Origin of the sequence: Bradyrhizobium sp. BRP20 (genome assembly GCF_020194215.1) — a bacterium.
Classification (GTDB): Bacteria; Pseudomonadota; Alphaproteobacteria; order Rhizobiales; family Xanthobacteraceae; genus Bradyrhizobium; species Bradyrhizobium yuanmingense.
This window is the reverse complement of record NZ_JADYVY010000001.1, coordinates 385,038-401,691: the sequence shown is the minus strand read 5'-3', so window position 1 is coordinate 401,691 and position 16,654 is coordinate 385,038. Positions and strand designations below refer to the sequence as shown.

At 65.2% G+C, this 16,654-nt stretch carries 18 protein-coding genes; 12 read left to right on the top strand and 6 right to left on the bottom strand.

What is annotated here, in order from left to right:
• Positions 1-186 precede the first annotated feature (186 nt).
• A complete protein-coding gene (locus I6F33_RS01950; protein ID WP_225140872.1) occupies positions 187-1,683 on the bottom strand; it encodes an aldehyde dehydrogenase family protein in 1,497 nt (498 codons plus the stop codon).
• Between the two features lie 181 nt (positions 1,684-1,864).
• On the opposite strand from I6F33_RS01950, the gene I6F33_RS01945 reads away from it, so the two are divergent.
• The 6 genes from I6F33_RS01945 (at position 1,865) to I6F33_RS01920 (ending at position 8,216) form a co-directional block, all read left to right on the top strand.
• Positions 1,865-2,710 carry an SDR family NAD(P)-dependent oxidoreductase gene (locus I6F33_RS01945; protein WP_225140859.1) on the top strand — a complete coding sequence of 282 codons (846 nt, stop codon included), beginning with the start codon at positions 1,865-1,867 and terminating at the stop codon, positions 2,708-2,710.
• Positions 2,711-3,052: 342 nt separating this feature from the next.
• Positions 3,053-3,862 carry a crotonase/enoyl-CoA hydratase family protein gene (locus I6F33_RS01940; protein WP_035997250.1) on the top strand — a complete coding sequence of 270 codons (810 nt, stop codon included), beginning with the start codon at positions 3,053-3,055 and terminating at the stop codon, positions 3,860-3,862.
• Positions 3,863-3,872: 10 nt separating this feature from the next.
• Positions 3,873-5,756 (top strand): feruloyl-CoA synthase, encoded by a 1,884-nt coding sequence (locus I6F33_RS01935; RefSeq protein WP_057028302.1) that lies wholly within the window; start codon positions 3,873-3,875, stop codon positions 5,754-5,756.
• A 25-nt stretch (positions 5,757-5,781) separates the two neighbouring features.
• Positions 5,782-6,543 carry an SDR family NAD(P)-dependent oxidoreductase gene (locus I6F33_RS01930; RefSeq protein ID WP_036036313.1) on the top strand — a complete coding sequence of 254 codons (762 nt, stop codon included), beginning with the start codon at positions 5,782-5,784 and terminating at the stop codon, positions 6,541-6,543.
• Between the two features lie 23 nt (positions 6,544-6,566).
• Positions 6,567-6,986 carry a thioesterase family protein gene (locus tag I6F33_RS01925; protein WP_157283120.1) on the top strand — a complete coding sequence of 140 codons (420 nt, stop codon included), beginning with the start codon at positions 6,567-6,569 and terminating at the stop codon, positions 6,984-6,986.
• A gap of 78 nt (positions 6,987-7,064) precedes the next feature.
• Positions 7,065-8,216 (top strand): ABC transporter substrate-binding protein, encoded by a 1,152-nt coding sequence (locus tag I6F33_RS01920; RefSeq protein ID WP_225126599.1) that lies wholly within the window; start codon positions 7,065-7,067, stop codon positions 8,214-8,216.
• Between the two features lie 259 nt (positions 8,217-8,475).
• On the opposite strand, the gene I6F33_RS01915 is transcribed toward I6F33_RS01920, so the two are convergent.
• Together I6F33_RS01915 and I6F33_RS01910 are read right to left on the bottom strand one after the other, a co-directional pair.
• Complete coding sequence (locus tag I6F33_RS01915; protein WP_225140857.1) at positions 8,476-9,204, bottom strand: glutathione S-transferase family protein; 729 nt, start codon at positions 9,202-9,204, stop codon at positions 8,476-8,478.
• Positions 9,205-9,242: 38 nt separating this feature from the next.
• Positions 9,243-9,518, bottom strand: a complete 276-nt coding sequence (locus tag I6F33_RS01910; protein WP_035997233.1) for a hypothetical protein — start codon at positions 9,516-9,518, stop codon at positions 9,243-9,245.
• 113 nt (positions 9,519-9,631) lie between these two features.
• Between I6F33_RS01910 and I6F33_RS01905 the strand changes: the two genes are divergently transcribed.
• Together I6F33_RS01905 and I6F33_RS01900 are read left to right on the top strand one after the other, a co-directional pair.
• Positions 9,632-10,330: a YafY family protein gene (locus I6F33_RS01905; RefSeq protein WP_025033709.1), complete on the top strand. Its 699-nt coding sequence runs from the start codon at positions 9,632-9,634 to the stop codon at positions 10,328-10,330.
• A 5-nt stretch (positions 10,331-10,335) separates the two neighbouring features.
• Positions 10,336-10,650, top strand: coding sequence for a YkgJ family cysteine cluster protein (locus I6F33_RS01900; protein WP_035997229.1), 315 nt, complete (start codon positions 10,336-10,338; stop codon positions 10,648-10,650).
• Here the strand turns inward: I6F33_RS01900 and I6F33_RS01895 are convergent.
• Together I6F33_RS01895 and I6F33_RS01890 are read right to left on the bottom strand one after the other, a co-directional pair.
• Complete coding sequence (locus I6F33_RS01895) at positions 10,647-11,045, bottom strand: hypothetical protein (RefSeq protein WP_035997226.1); 399 nt, start codon at positions 11,043-11,045, stop codon at positions 10,647-10,649. The genes I6F33_RS01900 and I6F33_RS01895 overlap by 4 nt on opposite strands.
• Positions 11,046-11,326: 281 nt before the next feature.
• Positions 11,327-11,674, bottom strand: coding sequence for a DUF3307 domain-containing protein (locus I6F33_RS01890; protein ID WP_050991738.1), 348 nt, complete (start codon positions 11,672-11,674; stop codon positions 11,327-11,329).
• Positions 11,675-12,077: 403 nt separating this feature from the next.
• Between I6F33_RS01890 and I6F33_RS01885 the strand changes: the two genes are divergently transcribed.
• The 3 genes from I6F33_RS01885 (at position 12,078) to I6F33_RS01875 (ending at position 14,894) form a co-directional block, all read left to right on the top strand.
• Positions 12,078-13,523 carry a TAXI family TRAP transporter solute-binding subunit gene (locus tag I6F33_RS01885; RefSeq protein ID WP_225140855.1) on the top strand — a complete coding sequence of 482 codons (1,446 nt, stop codon included), beginning with the start codon at positions 12,078-12,080 and terminating at the stop codon, positions 13,521-13,523.
• A 243-nt stretch (positions 13,524-13,766) separates the two neighbouring features.
• Positions 13,767-13,985 carry a hypothetical protein gene (locus I6F33_RS01880; protein ID WP_035997220.1) on the top strand — a complete coding sequence of 73 codons (219 nt, stop codon included), beginning with the start codon at positions 13,767-13,769 and terminating at the stop codon, positions 13,983-13,985.
• Between the two features lie 123 nt (positions 13,986-14,108).
• A complete protein-coding gene (locus I6F33_RS01875; RefSeq protein ID WP_036036286.1) occupies positions 14,109-14,894 on the top strand; it encodes an enoyl-CoA hydratase/isomerase family protein in 786 nt (261 codons plus the stop codon).
• A 7-nt stretch (positions 14,895-14,901) separates the two neighbouring features.
• Here I6F33_RS01875 and I6F33_RS01870 read toward each other — a convergent pair whose 3' ends face one another.
• Complete coding sequence (locus tag I6F33_RS01870; protein ID WP_225140853.1) at positions 14,902-15,546, bottom strand: glutathione S-transferase family protein; 645 nt, start codon at positions 15,544-15,546, stop codon at positions 14,902-14,904.
• A gap of 86 nt (positions 15,547-15,632) precedes the next feature.
• On the opposite strand from I6F33_RS01870, the gene I6F33_RS01865 reads away from it, so the two are divergent.
• Entirely contained in the window at positions 15,633-16,613 is a 981-nt protein-coding gene (locus I6F33_RS01865) for a YafY family protein (RefSeq protein WP_225140851.1), read from the top strand.
• Positions 16,614-16,654 lie beyond the last annotated feature (41 nt).

Here is a 16,654-nt window from a genome sequence, read left to right as displayed (position 1 = left end):
CTGACCGCCTGAAGGCGGTGGTTGTTCTCCCTCTCCCCGTTCTTACGGGGAGAGGGTTGGGGTGAGGGGCTGCCTCGGCAATCGCGGTGAGAGTGGACTCGCGGAGAGTCCCCCTCACCCGGAATCCGCGCGTTGCGCGAATTCCGCCTCTCCCCGCAAGCGGGGAGAGGCGAAGGAGAGCCGGCCTTACGCCGTCTTGATCCAGACGGCCTTCACGTTGAGATATTCCTCGACGTGCTGCTTGCCGGATTCGCGGCCGTAGCCGCTCATCTTGTAGCCGCCGAACGGCACGGCCGGATCCATCGCCTGGTAGCAGTTGACCCACACCGAGCCGGCACGCAAGCGTTTCGCCACCGCATGGGCCTTGCTGACGTCGCGCGTCCACAGACCGGAGCCGAGGCCGAACGTGGTGTTGTTGGCGCGTTTGACCAGCTCGTCCATGTCCTTGAACGCGATTGCGGAGATGACGGGGCCGAAAATCTCCTCCTGCGCGATGCGCATGTTGTCCTCGACACCCGCGAACACCGTCGGCGAGACGAAGAAGCCCTTCGACAGCGCGCCTTCGGTGACCCGTCCGCCGCCGGCAAGCGCCTTCGCGCCCTCCTTCTGGCCGATGTCGAGATAGCCGGTGACGCGTTCGAGCTGCTGCTCGGAGACGAGCGGCCCGACCTGCACGTTGGGATCGAGGCCGTTGCCGACCTGCAGCTTCTTGCCGAACTCGGCGACGCGGCCGACGAACTCGTCGTAGATCGAGTGCTCGACGAACAGGCGCGTTCCGGCGCTGCAGATCTGCCCTGAATTGGCGAACACCGCCATCGCCGCGCCGGGCACGGCGGCGTCGAGATCGGCATCGGCGAACACGATGTCCGGCGACTTGCCGCCGAGCTCGAGCGAGACGCGCTTGAGGTTGCCGGCCGAGGCACGGATGATCGACTGGCCCGTGACATGCGAGCCGGTGAAGGCGACCTTGTCGACGTCGTGATGCGAGGCGAGCGCCGCGCCCGCGGTCTCGCCATAGCCGGGCACGACGTTGATGACGCCGGGCGGGATGCCCGCTTCCATCGCGAGCTCGGCGATGCGCAGCGAGGTCAGTGGCGCCTCTTCGGCGGGCTTGAGCACCACGGTACAGCCGGTCGCGATCGCCGGTCCGATCTTCCAGATCGTCGCGGTCAGCGGTCCATTCCACGGGATGATGGCGCCGACGACGCCGATCGGCTCCTTCAGCGTGTAGGAGAATATCTCGCCGGGTAGCGAGTTCTCGATGGTCTCGCCGTGGATCGCGGTGGTCTGGCCGGCGTAATAGCGCAGCATGCCGACGGCGCGCAGGCGGTAGGCACGGGTGCGGCTCAGCGGCGCGCCCATGTCGAGCGTGTCGAGCTGCGACAATTCGTCGAAATTCTTCTCGACGAGATCGGCGAGCCTCAGGAGCAGGTTCTGCCGCTCGAACGGCTTGACCTTGCTCCACGGGCCTTCGAAAGCGCGACGCGCGGCCGCGACCGCACGATCGATGTCTTCCTTGTCGCCTTCGGCAACGGTTGCGAGCAGCTCGCCGGTGGCGGGATTGCGGGTCTCGAAGCGCTTGCCCGAGGCTGCATCGACCCACTTGCCGTCGATCAGCATCTGCTTGTAGGACCCGTTGGCGAACGGATGGCGCGTGATCGGAATAGCCTGCGACACAGCCATGGCTGCACTCCCTGTCAGGTGATTGATTGGTTCGATCTGGGCGGGATCGTTCGGCCGAGGATACAGCCGCGCCTGATAGGCGTAAAGGCAGCGGGGAACGAAGACCTCCCATGCCGACTTGTGCAGGGTCGCACGGCTGCCATGCTATAGCTCGGCTGAAGGCTTTCCACGGAGACGCTCGATGTCACATCCCGCCATCGTCAAGGACAATGTTGCCGTGATCACGGGTGGCGCAGCCGGCATCGGATTTGCCGCCGCCGCGGCATTTGCGCGCGCTGGAATGAAGGTGTGTATCGCGGATGTCGACGAGACACGCTTGGCAGAAGCTGCAACAAAATTGTCATCCGTAACATCGGCCGCAAACTTCATGACCTCGGCCGTCGATGTCAGCAGGATCGAGAGCGTGACGGAACTCGAGCGCGCCGTCCACGAGCGGTTCGGCGGCGCCGACGTCCTCATGAACAATGCCGGCATTCAGCCCGGCAGCACCTTGTTCGACGCGCCGGACAATTGGCAACGCATCATCGCCGTTAACATGTGGGGCATCATCAACGGCTCGCGCATCTTCGCGCCAAACATGATCGCCCGTGGCAGGCGCGGCCTCATCATCAACACCGGTTCCAAGCAGGGCATCACCACGCCGCCCGGCGATCCCGCCTACAACGTCTCCAAGGCCGGCGTGAAGGCCTTCACCGAGGCGCTCCAGCACGAGTTGCGCAACACGAATGACTGTCGCGTCACGGCGCACCTGCTGATCCCGGGCTTCGTCTTCACCGGCCTGACCGCAAAGGGACGCACCGAGAAGCCGGCCGGCGCCTGGACGCCGGAGCAGACGGTCGATTTCATGCTGGCGCGGCTGGAGGCTGGCGACTTCTACATTCTCTGCCCGGACAATGACGTGCCGCGCGCGCTCGACGAGAAGCGCATGCTCTGGGCGGCCGGCGATATCGTCGAGAACCGCCCGCCATTATCGCGCTGGCATCCGGATTACGCCGATGCGTTCGCGAAGTTTGTGACGCGAGAGTAGGCCTGCACCGCTTTCTCGCTCGCCCCCAGGGCTATCGCATATGACTTGTGGCGGCGGTCTGCGCGCACGCCTCGTCCTTCGAGACGGCGCTGACGCGCCTCCTCAGGATGAGGCTAATCGGCGTCAGTGCCCGTTGAAACTGCTGCCGCGCACTCCGACCTCATCCTGAGGAGCCCGCCTCAAGCGGGCGTCTCGAAGGATGGCCGCAGGGAAATCTCAAATGCGATAGCCCTGCGCTCGCCTCGGCCTCCCGGGAGGGTGGGGTCACGGCCACCTGGCCTTGCCCCACCTTGACTCCCCCAAAATTCGTTATACAACATAACTATTCTGACAAGGACGCAAATGACACAAGGAAACGCCGAGACCGCGAATGCGGGTCCCTCCGGGCTTTTGAGGATCGAGCGGGCGGACCGGGTTCTGACCGTGGGTCTGAACCGGCCGGCCAAGCGCAATGCGCTCAATGACGGCATCATCCTGGAAATCGGCGAGTGTTTTGCGAACCTGCCCGAGGATATCGGCGCGGTCGTCATCCACGGTATTGGCGACCATTTCTCCAGTGGCCTCGACCTCTCCGAGCTGACCGAGCACGACGCCACCGGCGGGCTCCTGCACTCCCAGATGTGGCACCGGGTGTTCGACCGCATCCAGTACAGCCGCGTGCCCGTGATCGCAGCGCTGCGGGGCGCCGTGATCGGCGGCGGGCTGGAGCTTGCCTGCGCGGCCCATATCCGCGTCGCCGAGCCCTCGACCTATTTCGCGCTGCCGGAGGGGCAGCGCGGCATTTTCGTCGGCGGCGGCGGCTCGGTGCGGCTGCCGCGGCTGATCGGCGTTGCCCGGATGATGGACATGATGCTGACGGGACGCGTCTACAGCGCGACCGAGGGCGCGTCCTACGGCTTTGCGCAATATCTGACGGAGGCCGGCAACGGGCTCGGCAAAGCGCTGGAGCTTGCGACCAAGGTGGCGTCCAACGCCCCGCTGACGAATTTTGCCGTGCTCCAGGCGCTGCCGATGATCGCAGAGGCCAATCCGCAGACCGGCCTGTTGATGGAGTCGCTGATGGCCACCGTCGCGCAGAGCGACAAGGAGGCCAAGCGGCGGATCCGCGAATTCCTCGAGCACAAGACCGCGAAGGTGAAGCCCAAATCATGAGCGTAAAGTCATGAGCGCCCAGCCGTCCTCTTCCGGCATGGAGCGCGGCGCGAGCAATTTCCCGCTGCGGCCCATCTCGTTCGGCGATCCCGTCGTCAACATCGAGCGGCGCGACGACGGCACGATTTACCTGCGGCCAAAGCAGCCGCTCGGCGACTATCCGGTCCGCATCACCGACCGCCTGCATCATTGGGCCACGACGACGCCGGACCGCGTCTTCATGGCCGAGCGCGAAGGCGGCCGCGGCTGGCGCAAGATCACCTATGCCGAGCTGCTCACCGCGAGCCGTCACATCGCCTCCGCATTGATCCAGCGCGGCCTGTCGGCCGAGCGGCCGGTCGTCATCCTCTCCGGTAATTCGATCGACCACGCGCTCCTGGCGTTCGGCGCGTTCTATGCCGGCGTTCCGTTCTGCCCGGTGTCGCCGGCCTATTCGCTGGTGTCGAAGGATTACGGCAAGCTGTCCTATCTGATGAAGCTGCTGACGCCGGGCCTCGTCTTCGCCGACGATGCCGACAAGTTCGCCGATGCGCTCGCCGCCAACGTCTCGCTCGGCACCGAGATCGCCGCGTCCTATGGCCACGTGCCGGGCCGCGACGTGACCCTGCTCGCCGACCTGATGGCGACGCCGATCCGTGGCGATCTCGACGACGTTCACGGCAGGATCGGCCCTGACACGATCGCAAAATTCCTGCTGACCTCGGGCTCGACCGGCAATCCCAAGGCCGTCGTCAACACCCAGCGTATGATCTGCGCCAATCAGGTGATGCTGCGCGAGACGCTCGCTTTCCTGAAGGACGAGCCGCCGGTCATCATCGATTGGCTGCCGTGGAATCACACCTTCGGTGGCAATCACAATATCGGCCTGACGCTCTACAACGGCGGCTCGATGTATCTGGACGCCGGCAAGCCGGTGCCTGGGGGCATCGAGGAGACCGTGCGCAATCTCCGGGAAATTTCACCGACGGTCTATTTCAACGTGCCCAAGGGCTACGAATCGCTGCTGCCCTATTTGCGCGACGACCAGGGGCTACGCGCCAAGTTCTTCGACCGGCTGCATGCGATGTTCTTCTCGGGCGCGGCGCTGTCGCCGTTCGTCTGGGACAGCCTCGACGAGCTCGCGGCGAAGGAGAAGGGCTATCGCGTGCCGATGCTGACCGGTCTCGGCGCGACCGAGACCGCGCCGTTCTTCATGTCGGTCAATCCGCGCACCAGCCGCTCCGGCCATGTCGGCCTGCCCGTCTCCGGCAACGACGCCAAGCTGGTGCCGAACAACGGCAAGCTGGAAGTGCGCGCCAAGGGGCCGAACGTGATGCCCGGCTACTGGCGCCAACCCGACATCACGGCAAAATCCTTCGACGAGGAAGGATTTTACAAGATGGGCGATGCGCTCAAGCCCGCCGATCCCGATGATTTCAACGCCGGCTTCGATTTCGACGGCCGCGTCAGCGAGGACTTCAAGCTCGCGAGCGGCACCTGGGTCAGCGTCGGCCCCTTGCGCGCGCGCCTCACCGCGGCCTGCGCGCCCCTGGTGCGCGACGTCGTCATCGCCGGCATCAATCGCGACGAGATCTCCGCGCTGGTCGTGCTCGATCTCGACGGCTGCCGGCTGATCAACCCGACGCTGCCGCCCGACGATCTCGTCGTCGCGACGCGCGACCGCCTGGTGCGCGAGGCGTTCCGCGAGCGTCTGACCCGTTTCCTCGGCCAGGCCACGGGATCCTCGACACGGATCACGCGCGCGATCCTGATGGACACGCCGCTCTCGATCGACAAGGGCGAAGTCACCGACAAGGGCTCGATCAACCAGCGCGCAGTGCTGGAGCATCGCGGCGAGCTGATCGAGGAGCTCTACGCTGCCAATCCGTCGAACCGTGTGATATCGGTCACCTAGAAAAATATCGCCAAAGGAGAACGCCATGTTGTTGAAGGATCAGGCAGCCATCGTCACCGGCGGCGCATCGGGACTGGGCGCGGCCACCGCGCGAAAACTGGCGGCGCAGGGCGCCAAGGTCGCGGTGTGCGACCTCAACACCAAGTTGGCCGAAACGGTCGCGGCGGAGATCAAGGGCGTGGCCGTCACCTGCGACGTTTCCGATGCCGCCTCCGCTGAAGCCGCGATCGCGCAGGCGACCAAGGCCCACGGCCCGGCGCGCGTGCTGGTCAATTGCGCCGGCATCGGCGTCGCCAAGCGCGTGGTCGGCCGCGACGGCCCGATGGCGCTTTCGGATTTCGACAAGGTGATCAAGGTCAACCTGATCGGCACCTTCAACATGCTGCGCCTCGCCGCCACCGAAATGTCCAAGCTTGAGCCGCAGGCGACCGGCGAGCGCGGCGTCATCATCAACACCGCCTCCGTTGCCGCCTATGACGGCCAGATCGGCCAATCCGCCTATTCGGCCTCCAAGGGCGGCATCGTCGGCATGACGCTGCCGATCGCGCGCGAGCTCGCGCAGTTCGGCGTCCGCGTGCTGACGATCGCCCCCGGCCTGTTCCTGACGCCGCTGCTGGCGAACCTGCCGCAGGAGGCTCAGGACTCGCTCGCCGCCGCCATCCCCTTCCCGCGCCGGCTCGGCCAGGCCGACGAGTTCGCCGCGCTCGCGCTGCACATGGTCGAGAATGCCTACCTGAACGGCGAAGTGGTGCGCCTCGACGGTTCGCTGCGCATGGCGCCCAAGTAGATTCGTCGAGCAAGGCCAGCCAGATGTTCGTGAACCGGCGCGAGGTCCAGATCCAGTGGGGCGATTGCGACCCTGCGAACATCGTCTACTACCCGCGCTATTTCGCGATGTTCGACGATTCGACCTCGACCCTGTTCGAGGCCGCCGGTTTCTCCAAGCAGGACCTGGTCCGCAAATACGGCCTGGTGGGCATACCCATGGTCGACACGCGTGCCAAGTTCTACATCCCCTCGACCTATGGCGACTGGATCACCATTGAAACCAAGATCGAGAGCATCAAGCGCTCGAGCTTCGAGGTGAAGCACAACGTCTACAAGGGCGAGGCGCTCGCGATCGAGGGTTTCGAGACCCGCGTCCTGGTCGGCCGCGATCCCGTTAACCCAGACAAGTTGAAATCGGCACCGTTCCCGGCGGAAATGGTAGCCAAGTTCACGGGAAGCTAAATCGCCGCATCACCAAAAGAGGGGGCTGAATTACCCCCCGATTTCTGCTTTCAGATAAACACGTCAAGGGAGGAATAGATGAAACGCTTTTATTTAACCGCTGCCATCACTGCGGCTGCGCTGACCCTGCCGGCATTGCCCGCGCTGGCCCAGACCAGCGAAGTCACCATCGGCATCACCACGACCACGACCGGTCCAGGTGCGGCACTCGGTATTCCCGAGCGCAACGCGCTGGAATTCGTGCCGAAGGAGATCGGCGGCGTGCCGCTGAAGGTGATCGTGCTCGACGACGGCGGCGATCCCACCACCGCTACCACCAACGCCCGCCGCTTCGTCACCGAATCCAAGGCCGACATCATCATGGGCTCGGCGCTGACGCCGCCGACCATCGCGGTCTCCAACGTCGCCAACGAGGCCGGTATCCCGCACTTCGGTCTGGCGCCCTTCCCGATCACGCCGGAGCGCATGAAGTGGTCGGTGGCGATGCCGCAGCCGATTCCGATCGTCGGCAAGGTGCTGTATGATCACATGAAGGCCAAGGGCGTGAAGACGCTCGGCTACATCGGCTATTCCGATTCCTACGGCGACCTCTGGTTCAACGATTTGAAGGCGCAGGCCGTGCCGATGGGGATGACGATCGTCGACGAGGAGCGCTTCGCTCGTCCCGACACCTCGGTGACCGGCCAGGTGCTGAAGCTCGTCGCCGCCAATCCCGACGCCATCCTGGTCGGCGCGTCCGGCACCGCGGCCGCGCTGCCGCAGACCGAGCTGCGCGAGCGCGGCTACAAGGGCCTGATCTACCAGACCCACGGCGCCGCCAGCATGGACTTCATCCGCATTGCCGGCAAAGCAGCGGAAGGCGTGCTGATGGCCTCGGGTCCCGTGATGGCCCCCGAGGAACAGCCGGACAGCGCGCTGACCAAGAAGCCCGGCCTCGCGCTGAACTCCGCCTACGAGGCAAAGTACGGCCCCAACAGCCGCAGCCAGTTCGCCGGCCATTCCTTTGATGCGTTCGAGATCCTCAAGCGCGTCATTCCGGCGGCGTTGAAGACGGCCAAGCCCGGCACGCCGGAATTCCGCGAGGCCATCCGCCAGGCGCTGCTGACGGAGAAGGAGCTGGCGGCGAGCCAGGGCGTCTACAACTTCACCGAAAAGGACCGCTACGGCCTCGACGAGCGCTCGCGCATCCTGCTCACGGTGAAGGACGGCAAGTACACGCTGGTGAAGTAGGCGTCGCCAAGATTCGAGACAACGAGAGCCGGCCCACTGGGCCGGCTCTTTGTTTTGGTTAGTGGAGTGAGCTGCAGCTCCGGCACCGGTGCGCCCCCTCTCCCGCTTGCGGGAGAGGGTTGGGGAGAGGTGCCTCCACGTTGGGACCCTCCGAGACTTACGGAGAAACCCCCTAGAGGAGAAAACCCTCACCCGGCGCTTCGCGCCGACCTCTCCCGCAAGCGGGAGAGGTTGCACCGAGTCAGCCGATGCACCGCGGCTACGCCGCCTGCCGTAGCGGCGTCCAGGCGAATTCCGGATAATAGTCGTCCATCATGCGGTCGACATAGGCGGTGAGGTTCGGAAATCCCTCGGCCCGCTCGCGCAAGGCGGATTCGAAGAACGGTGAGAGGACGCCGGCGAGCATACCGAACGCAGTGGCATCGACGCCGCAGGGCCTGTTGCCCATCAGGAAGGCTTTGTCGCCGAGCTGCACCGACAGCGCGAACAGCGAACGCACGGCAAGATCGACGTCGTCATCCGGCGCATGGCGGCCGAGGCCAGAGAGCAGATAGTTCTCGGCGACGCGGAATTGAGCGTCCTCGCGCAGCTTCTCGCGATTGTGCTCCGGCGCACCGTCGAAGAAATGCGCGGGCCCCTTGGCGAAATTGACCGGATCGACCCAGCGCGCGCCCACCAGCGCCCAATAGACGTGGTGCTCGATCATGCGCTCGAACGCCCAGGCCTGCGCACGCTCGGCCAAGGTGAGGCCGGCATCGAAATCGAAGCCGTAGCGGCGCTCGATATGGGCCCGGATGAAGGTGGAATCGGCCACTGCTTCGCCGCCGTCGTCGATGAAGGGCAGCTGCCCATTGGGCGAGGCCGGCGGCATCGCCCGCTCTTTCCGATAAGGCAGTCCCGCCATCTTGAGCTGCACCTCGGTCTTGGTGACGAAGGGGCTGATTTCCGGCAGGCCGAAGCCGGCGCCAAAGCCGTAAAGCGTGATCATGCAAGCTCTCCTGAACCTGTCGAACGAGTGGAAGGAACCTAGCGGCCGGCTGCTGCCACCATGGTGGCAGCAGCCGTGATATCTTCTGCGAAGCGGGCCCCGCGCCAGGCGCGGCCCATCAGATGGCGGACCAGCGCATCCGCGGCATGGTTCAGCGAGCGTGTCACCACGCTTGCGAGCGCAAATCGGAGATCAACGGCCATGAGATCGAGCGGAACGAGGCGGCCAAACGCCCAAGCCCGCAACATTTGGCCGTGCCACAGCTGCGCCCGCCACAGTGGACCGGCTTGGCCGAAATGGGTTGGAATGATCATGGACAAATCCTCTTCAGTCGATGTGTTGTCCCGGTATAGAACCCCCCTGCTGCCAACATCCTGTCAGCAGCCGCGCGCCGATTTCTGATCCGTCGTTCGAGAAGAGAATTGTCATGAGACGCGCCGACCGGCTGTTTCAAATCATCCAGGTGCTAAGGCGCACGCGTAAGCCGCTGACGGCAGACGCGATCGCGGCCGAGCTCGAGACTTCGAAGCGCACCATCTATCGCGACATCGCAACCCTGATCGGCCAGCGCGTGCCGATCCGCGGCGAAGCCGGCATGGGTTACATCCTCGAAAAGGGTTTCGACCTGCCGCCCCTGATGCTGACGCCGGACGAGATCGAGGCGGCCGTGCTGGGCGCGCAATGGGTCGCAGGCCACGCCGATTCCGCGCTGGCGCGCGCGGCCGAAGACTTGATGGCCAAGATCGCCGATACCGTCCCGGAGCGCCTGCGCCCCTTCGTACTGGAGCCGGCGAGCCGGGCGCGTCCGAGCTGGAACCGGGAACCGGACCGCCTGGACATGGCGCGCACCCGGACCCAGATCCACGAAGGCAAGAAGATCATGCTGCGCTATCGCGACGAACAGGGCCGCCCCAGCGAGCGCATGATCTGGCCGATCTCGGTCGGCTATCTCGAAGCCGTGCGGCTGCTGGCGGCCTGGTGCGAGCTGCGCGGCGACTTCCGCAGCTTCCGCACCGACCGCGTGGTCGAGGCGACCTATCTCGACGAGAAATATCCGGAACGGCGCGACGTGCTGCGCGCGAGATGGCGGCAGAGCCTGGTGTGGGGTCCGCCGAAGGACACGTGAGAACGATGGACGAGACCGAGCTGTCGAGCTGTTGCCAGGGCTGCGGCGCCTGCTGCGGCTATTCGCAGAACTGGCCGCGCTTCTCGATCGAGAGCGACGAGGAGCTTGCGCTGATCCCGGAGGCGCTCGTCAACGACCGGCAATCGGGCATGCGCTGCGAGGGCGATCGCTGCGCGGCATTGCAAGGCGAGATCGGAAGGATGACGGCCTGCGGCATCTATGACGTGCGGCCGGAGGTGTGCCGCACCTGCATGCCTGGTGACGCCGAATGCGCGATGGCGCGGCGGAAGTTCGGCCTGCCCGTTATCGAGGCCGCTTAGGCGGGGACGGCTTCGCCGATCTCGTCGTCGAGCTCGTCATCGAGCGGTGCGAGCACCGAGAGCGGCTTGGTCGACAGCGTGATCGGCTTGCGCCCACCCGTCAGCGACGTCGAAGCTTTCGCGGTGCCTTCGCGCGACAGCGCGAAGAGCGTCGAGCCGACGCGGCCGCCATTCTCGATCAGGTCGCGCTCGCTGCAGCTCGCTGCGATCGCGACCGCCAGCGAGTGCAAATGGCTACGGCGGTAGCAGAACAGCGCCAGCCTGGCGCGCACGTCAGGGGAAACACTCTCAACCAGCCTCGGCAGGCCACTCTCGCTGGCGCGATACATCTCGCCAAGGAGCTCGTCGCGGACCGGGCAGAAATCGCTTTCAAAGGCGTCGCGGCTTGAAAACATTGCAGTTCTCCCTCGTGTAAGGAAGATGCAGCGCAATTCTCTAACGAAAGGTTAACCACGCTGCCCGGTAGTCACCCGGGGTGGTTGCGCGTCCGCCGCGAATCGGTGGGACGCCTTGGTGGGGTTTTCAAAGACTTCCGCGGCGTCATGGCCCGGCTTGTCCCGACCCTTCACGGAAAGCCAGGAGGCACGAAGAACGTGGAGGCCCGGGACAAGCCCGGGCATGATGATCCCTCGTGCTGATGGCGATTGCCTCTCCCCGAAAGGCCCAAAGGCGACCTTCAGTTCGCCGCCATGAAGATCGCGAGGCCGAAGCCGGTCAGGTGGTGCAGCGCCTGGTCGACGCCGATCAGCGTCCAGAACCAGGGATGGGCGAGGTCGACGCCGAAATTGGCGGAGACGTATCCCTTGGCGCGGTCGATCGTGATGTGGATCAGGAAGTCGATGAAGGCCACGAACCAGAATCGTGGCGCCACGATCACGATCAGCGGCAGCGCGACGGCAAGGTGGACCAGGCAGTGCACCAGGAGCGGCAGGGCCCAGCCATGCTTCTGATCCTTGCCGTGCGCCATCCAGGCGGTTTGAAGAACGAAATCGGCGATGACGTGCTTGAAGGTGAGCAGCAACATCCAGCCAATGAGCGCTTCAACCGGAATCGCCGATGACATGGGTGGAAACGACAAAGCTGACGCCCTCATTGACGTGACGAGAAGAATTGGAGCGTTCAGCGCAACTTCTTCTTGGACCGGTCAAATCGCCGGGACGCGCAATTTATGACATCTCCCGCGGCGGAATGCAGCCGGGTGGAACCGGAAAATCGCCAAGTGTGGCTAACCGGTGATAGGATGGCCAATCGCCGCGGACATATCGACTAAGGTTACCTCCGGCTCGAAATTTGCATTCCGCTGCCTTCGCGCTATCATCGGCGATCGGGAATATCGTTCTTTTTTCAGGCGTTTACGAATTACCGGGCCCGCCGCGCTTCCAAGCCACGCGCCGCCGCCAGCCAAACGATAAGGCCAGAGTGCCGCCATGAGTACCGAAGGCCCCATCGCATCGCCGACCATGCCGCCGCCCCGGCGCCCCAAGGTGATCAAGACCAACCAGCAGCAGGTTCTCCTCTACGTCGTGCTGACCCTGCTGCTGTCGTTCGCCACCGTCTGGGCCGGCCGCACGCTGGTGCACAATTCGGAGACGCTGACCTTTGCCGTCGGCGGCCCCAACAGCGATGAGGCGCTGTTCGCGGCCAAGCTCGCCGCCCTCCTGAAGAACAACGCTTCGCGCTTGCGGATCAACATCGTCAACAACGCCGACAATGCCAAGGCGCTCGCGCAGTTCGACCGCAGGCAGGCCGACCTCGCCGTGCTGCGCACCGACGCCAAGGTGCCGCTGCGGGCGCGCACGCTCGCGATCCTCGAGCATGATCTCGTGCTCCTGCTCGGTCCCGGCAACAAGAAGATCAAGTCGCTGGCCGAATTGAAGAAGAAGAAGGTCGCGGTCGTCGCCGAGAACGAATCCTCGCTCGCCTTCGTCCGCAGCATCCTCGACGTCCCCGATGGCCCTGAGGCTGCGAAGATCCAGATGGCGCCGCAGGGCGCGACGCTCGACAAGCTGTTCGCCCCGGCAAACGGCTTCAGCGCGGTGATCGCGATCGTCCACGCCTCGAAGGCGGTCCGGGACAAATCCTATGAGCAAGCCGCCAAGCGCGGCGGCTTCACACTGAAAACCATCGAAGAAGCCAAGACGCTGGCGCGCAAATTTCCCGGCATTTCCGACGAGACTGTGACAGCCGGCTCGGTGTCGACATCCCCGCAGATTCCCGACGACGATCTCGACACGATCGGTCTCGAATGGCTGCTGGTCGCGCAATCCCGGATGTCCCCAAGCACGGCCGGCGAGCTCGCCCGCATCGTCTACGAGAACAAGGCGGCGCTCGGGCTCGACAACGGCTTTGCCACCAGGATCGAGCCTGCCTCGGTCGAGAAGGACGCCTTCGTGGTCGCGCATCGGGGCGCCGCCGACTACATCAACGACGACACCAAGTCGTTCATGGATAAGTACAGCGACTTGATGTATCTGGCCGCCGCAGCGCTCAGCGTCATCGGCTCGATCTTCGCCGCGATCTACGCCAAGATCACCCGCATCGCGCCGGAGAAGGCCAGCGAGCTCTCGACCGCCATCCTCGACATCGGCGAGCGGATCGAGCACGCCCATTCGCTGGATCAGCTCGAATGTCTCCAGGATGAGCTCGAGACCATCTTGCGCGGTGCCGTCATCGGCCTCAGGGACGGCACGATCAGTACCGACGGGCTCGACACCTTCAAGCTCGGCTACGAATTCGTCCGTGACGAGATCGGCATGCGCCGCGACTATCTGAAACGTCATGCCGGCGAAGCCGACAAGACGGTATGCGATGCCGGCCCGGCTCCGTCAGACGACAGCAATGTCGTGGTGGTGAAGACCGCCCAGAGCGCCTGACAGCCGCCCCCACCGTTGTCGTGTCCCGGACAAGCTGCAATGCCGAAGGCATCCCAGCGATGAGCCGGACCCAGGAACCGGCACAATATCCGTGACCACATGGACCCCGGTCCTGCGGTGCATCACTTCGTGCTGCGCCGCGTCCGGGGCACGAGACGGAGGCTACCCGTCCGATCGCCAGCCAGTCTGGAACCCCTGCCCACCCGCAACCGTTGGTTTCTGGTTGCAACCGGAGAACGCGGCATGCGTGCACTCCTCATCATCCTCCTTCTGGCAATGCTGGCGGCGGCCGGCTACTTCGCCTATTCCGCAATGGCGGTCGAAGGTGAGCCGATCCCAACGGAAGGCTATGTGGCACTGGCGCTGGGCGCGGGGTTTTCCGTCATTGTCGGCGTCGGGCTGATGGTGCTGCTGTTCTTCAGCAGCCGCCGCGGCTACGACGAGCCGCCACATTTCAGGTAAGGCACCCCGCCAGGGACGGCGGCGTGGACGGCAGGCCCGCTGCAGCGGCGCGGCAAACGACCGGCGCCGTCGTTGACGGCCTCCGCCCGGGCGGGCACTTTGGCGCCGACAACGGAGACGAGAATGTCGGACACAGCCGACGCAGCATCTAGCCCCCTGCTCGAAATCATCGGCGCCCGCGCCACCATCCGCCTCAACCGGCCGAAACATCTCAACCGGCTGCAGGCGGAGGATCTCGACGAGCTGACGAGACTGTTCGACCGGGTCGAGGCCGATCCCGATATTCGCGTGCTGGTGCTGACCGGAACCGGGCGCGCCTTCTCCGCCGGCTACGATCTCAATTCGGTCGCGGAACGCGCGGTCAGCGCGGGCGAGCAGCAGAGCGCGGGCTCGGCCTTCGAGGCCGTCGTCAACCGGCTCGAGGATCTCGGCGTGCCGACCATCTGCCGGCTCAATGGCGGCGTCTATGGCGGCTCGACCGACCTCGCACTCGCCTGCGATTTCCGCGTCGGCGTCGATACCGCGGAAATGTTCATGCCGGCGGCGCGCCTTGGGCTGCATTACTACCCGAGCGGCATCAAGCGCTACGTGACCCGCCTCGGCGTCGACAATGCGAAGAAGCTGTTCCTCACCGCGCAGAAGATCGACGCCCCGGAGATGCTGCGCATCGGCTATCTCACCACAATGGTGCCGGTGGAATTCCTGGACGAGGAGGTCGACACGCTCGCTGCGATCCTCGCCGGCAACGCCCCCCAAGCGATGCGCGGCATGAAGCGCGCGATCAACGAGTTCGCCCGCGGCGAGCTCGATGAAGGCGCCGCCGACCGGCGCCACCGCGACAGCATGCGCGGCGACGAGATCAAGGAAGGCATCAAGGCGTTCGCCGACAAGCGGGCACCGCGATTTTGACGCCCTCTCATCCACCCGCCGCGGCGGCATGCTGCGCCGCCATCTCCGCATCTGCGGCATTGATGCGCTGGAACGCCGGCCGCGCCGTCATGCGCTCCGCATAGCGGACGAAGACATCCTTCTTCGGCACGATGCCGAACATCATGGTCCAGCTGAACGCGACGCCCCACAATACGTCGGCCGCCGTCATGCGCTCGCCGAGCAGATAGGGCCCGTTCGCCAGCTGGGCCTCGAGCGCACCCAGCATCGTATCGTAATCGGCATAGGGCGATTGCGTGATCGGCGCCGGCTCTCGCTGCATGAACTTGTCGATCAAGGCCGGCTCGAACGACGACCCATAATAGGCGATCCAGCGCAGATAAGGCCCGCGCAGCGGATCGTTCAGGGCGGGGGTCAGCCCCGCTTGCGGGAACAGGTCGGCGAGATAGATGGTGATCGCGACCTGCTCGGTCACCAGCGCTTCGCCGTGGCGAATCGCCGGCACCTTGCCGAGCGGGTTGAGGGTGAGATAGGCGGGCTTGCGCTGATCGCCGGCCTTCATATTGAGGACATGGAGATCGTAAGGTGCCGCCAGCTCCTCCAGCAGCACGCGCGTGCCGGTGGCGCGCGTCTGCGGCGAATAGAACAGGGTGATGCGGTTTGGATCGGTCATGGCAGTCTCCATCTGGCCGGCTGGCGATGGCGCTGCTTGTAGCGGACCATACCTGAAATCTTGTGTCAGGTATGCTCTAAGGGATCATGCGCGCGAGTCGGATGCTGTCGATCCTCACCACCCTCCAGGCCAGGGGACAGGTCACCGCGCCCGAGCTCGCGGAGGCCTGCGAAGTGTCGGTGCGCACGATCTATCGGGACATCGACGCGCTCGCGGCGTCCGGCGTTCCCGTTTACGCCGACCGCGGCGCGGAAGGCGGCTATCGGCTGCTCGACGGCTATCGCGTGCGGCTGAACGGGCTGTCGCAGAGCGAGGCGGGCGCGTTGTTCCTGGCGGGATTGCCGGGCCCAGCCGCCGCACTCGGGCTCGATGCTGCGATGATCGCCGCCCAAAACAAGCTGATGGCGGCACTGCCCCCGAATTTGCGTGAGGATGCCGGGCGGATGCAGGAGCGTTTCCACCTGGACGCGCCCGGCTGGTTCGGTGAAGCGGAAGACCCGAAGCACCTGCGCACCATCGCCGGCGCTGTGCTGCGCGGGACGCAGATCAGGATTCGGTACCAGAGCTGGCGTGCTGAGAAGCAGCGCCGCGTCGCGCCGCTCGGCCTCGTGCTGAAGGGCGGCAGCTGGTATCTCGCAGGACAAGTCGATGGCAGCGTGCGTACCTATCGCGTCGCACGCGTGCTCGACTGCACAGCCCTCGGCGACCGCTTCGATCGTCCGGCCGGCTTCGACCTCGCCGCCCATTGGCGGGCCGCGACGCTGCGGCTCGAAGCGGAGATGCACCCCAATGTCGCGATCGTCCGCCTGTCGCCGTTCGGCGTGAAGCTGCTCGACGCGCTCAGCCAGCCCTATGTCAAGGCACGCACGCAGTTCGAGGAGACAGCCGATGCAGACGGCTGGCGCATTGCGCGCGTGCCGGTCGGAAAGACATCGTGGCATGCCGCGGCCGAACTGCTGCGGCTCGGCCCGGAAGCCGAAGTCCTTGAACCGGCCGATCTCCGCGACAAGATGGCCGAGCTGACGCAGGCGATGGCCGTGCGCTATCGCGCGGCGCAGAAAGCCTGATCGCGGCGCATTCTGCCGCAGCCGACGAAACATTCCTGAAA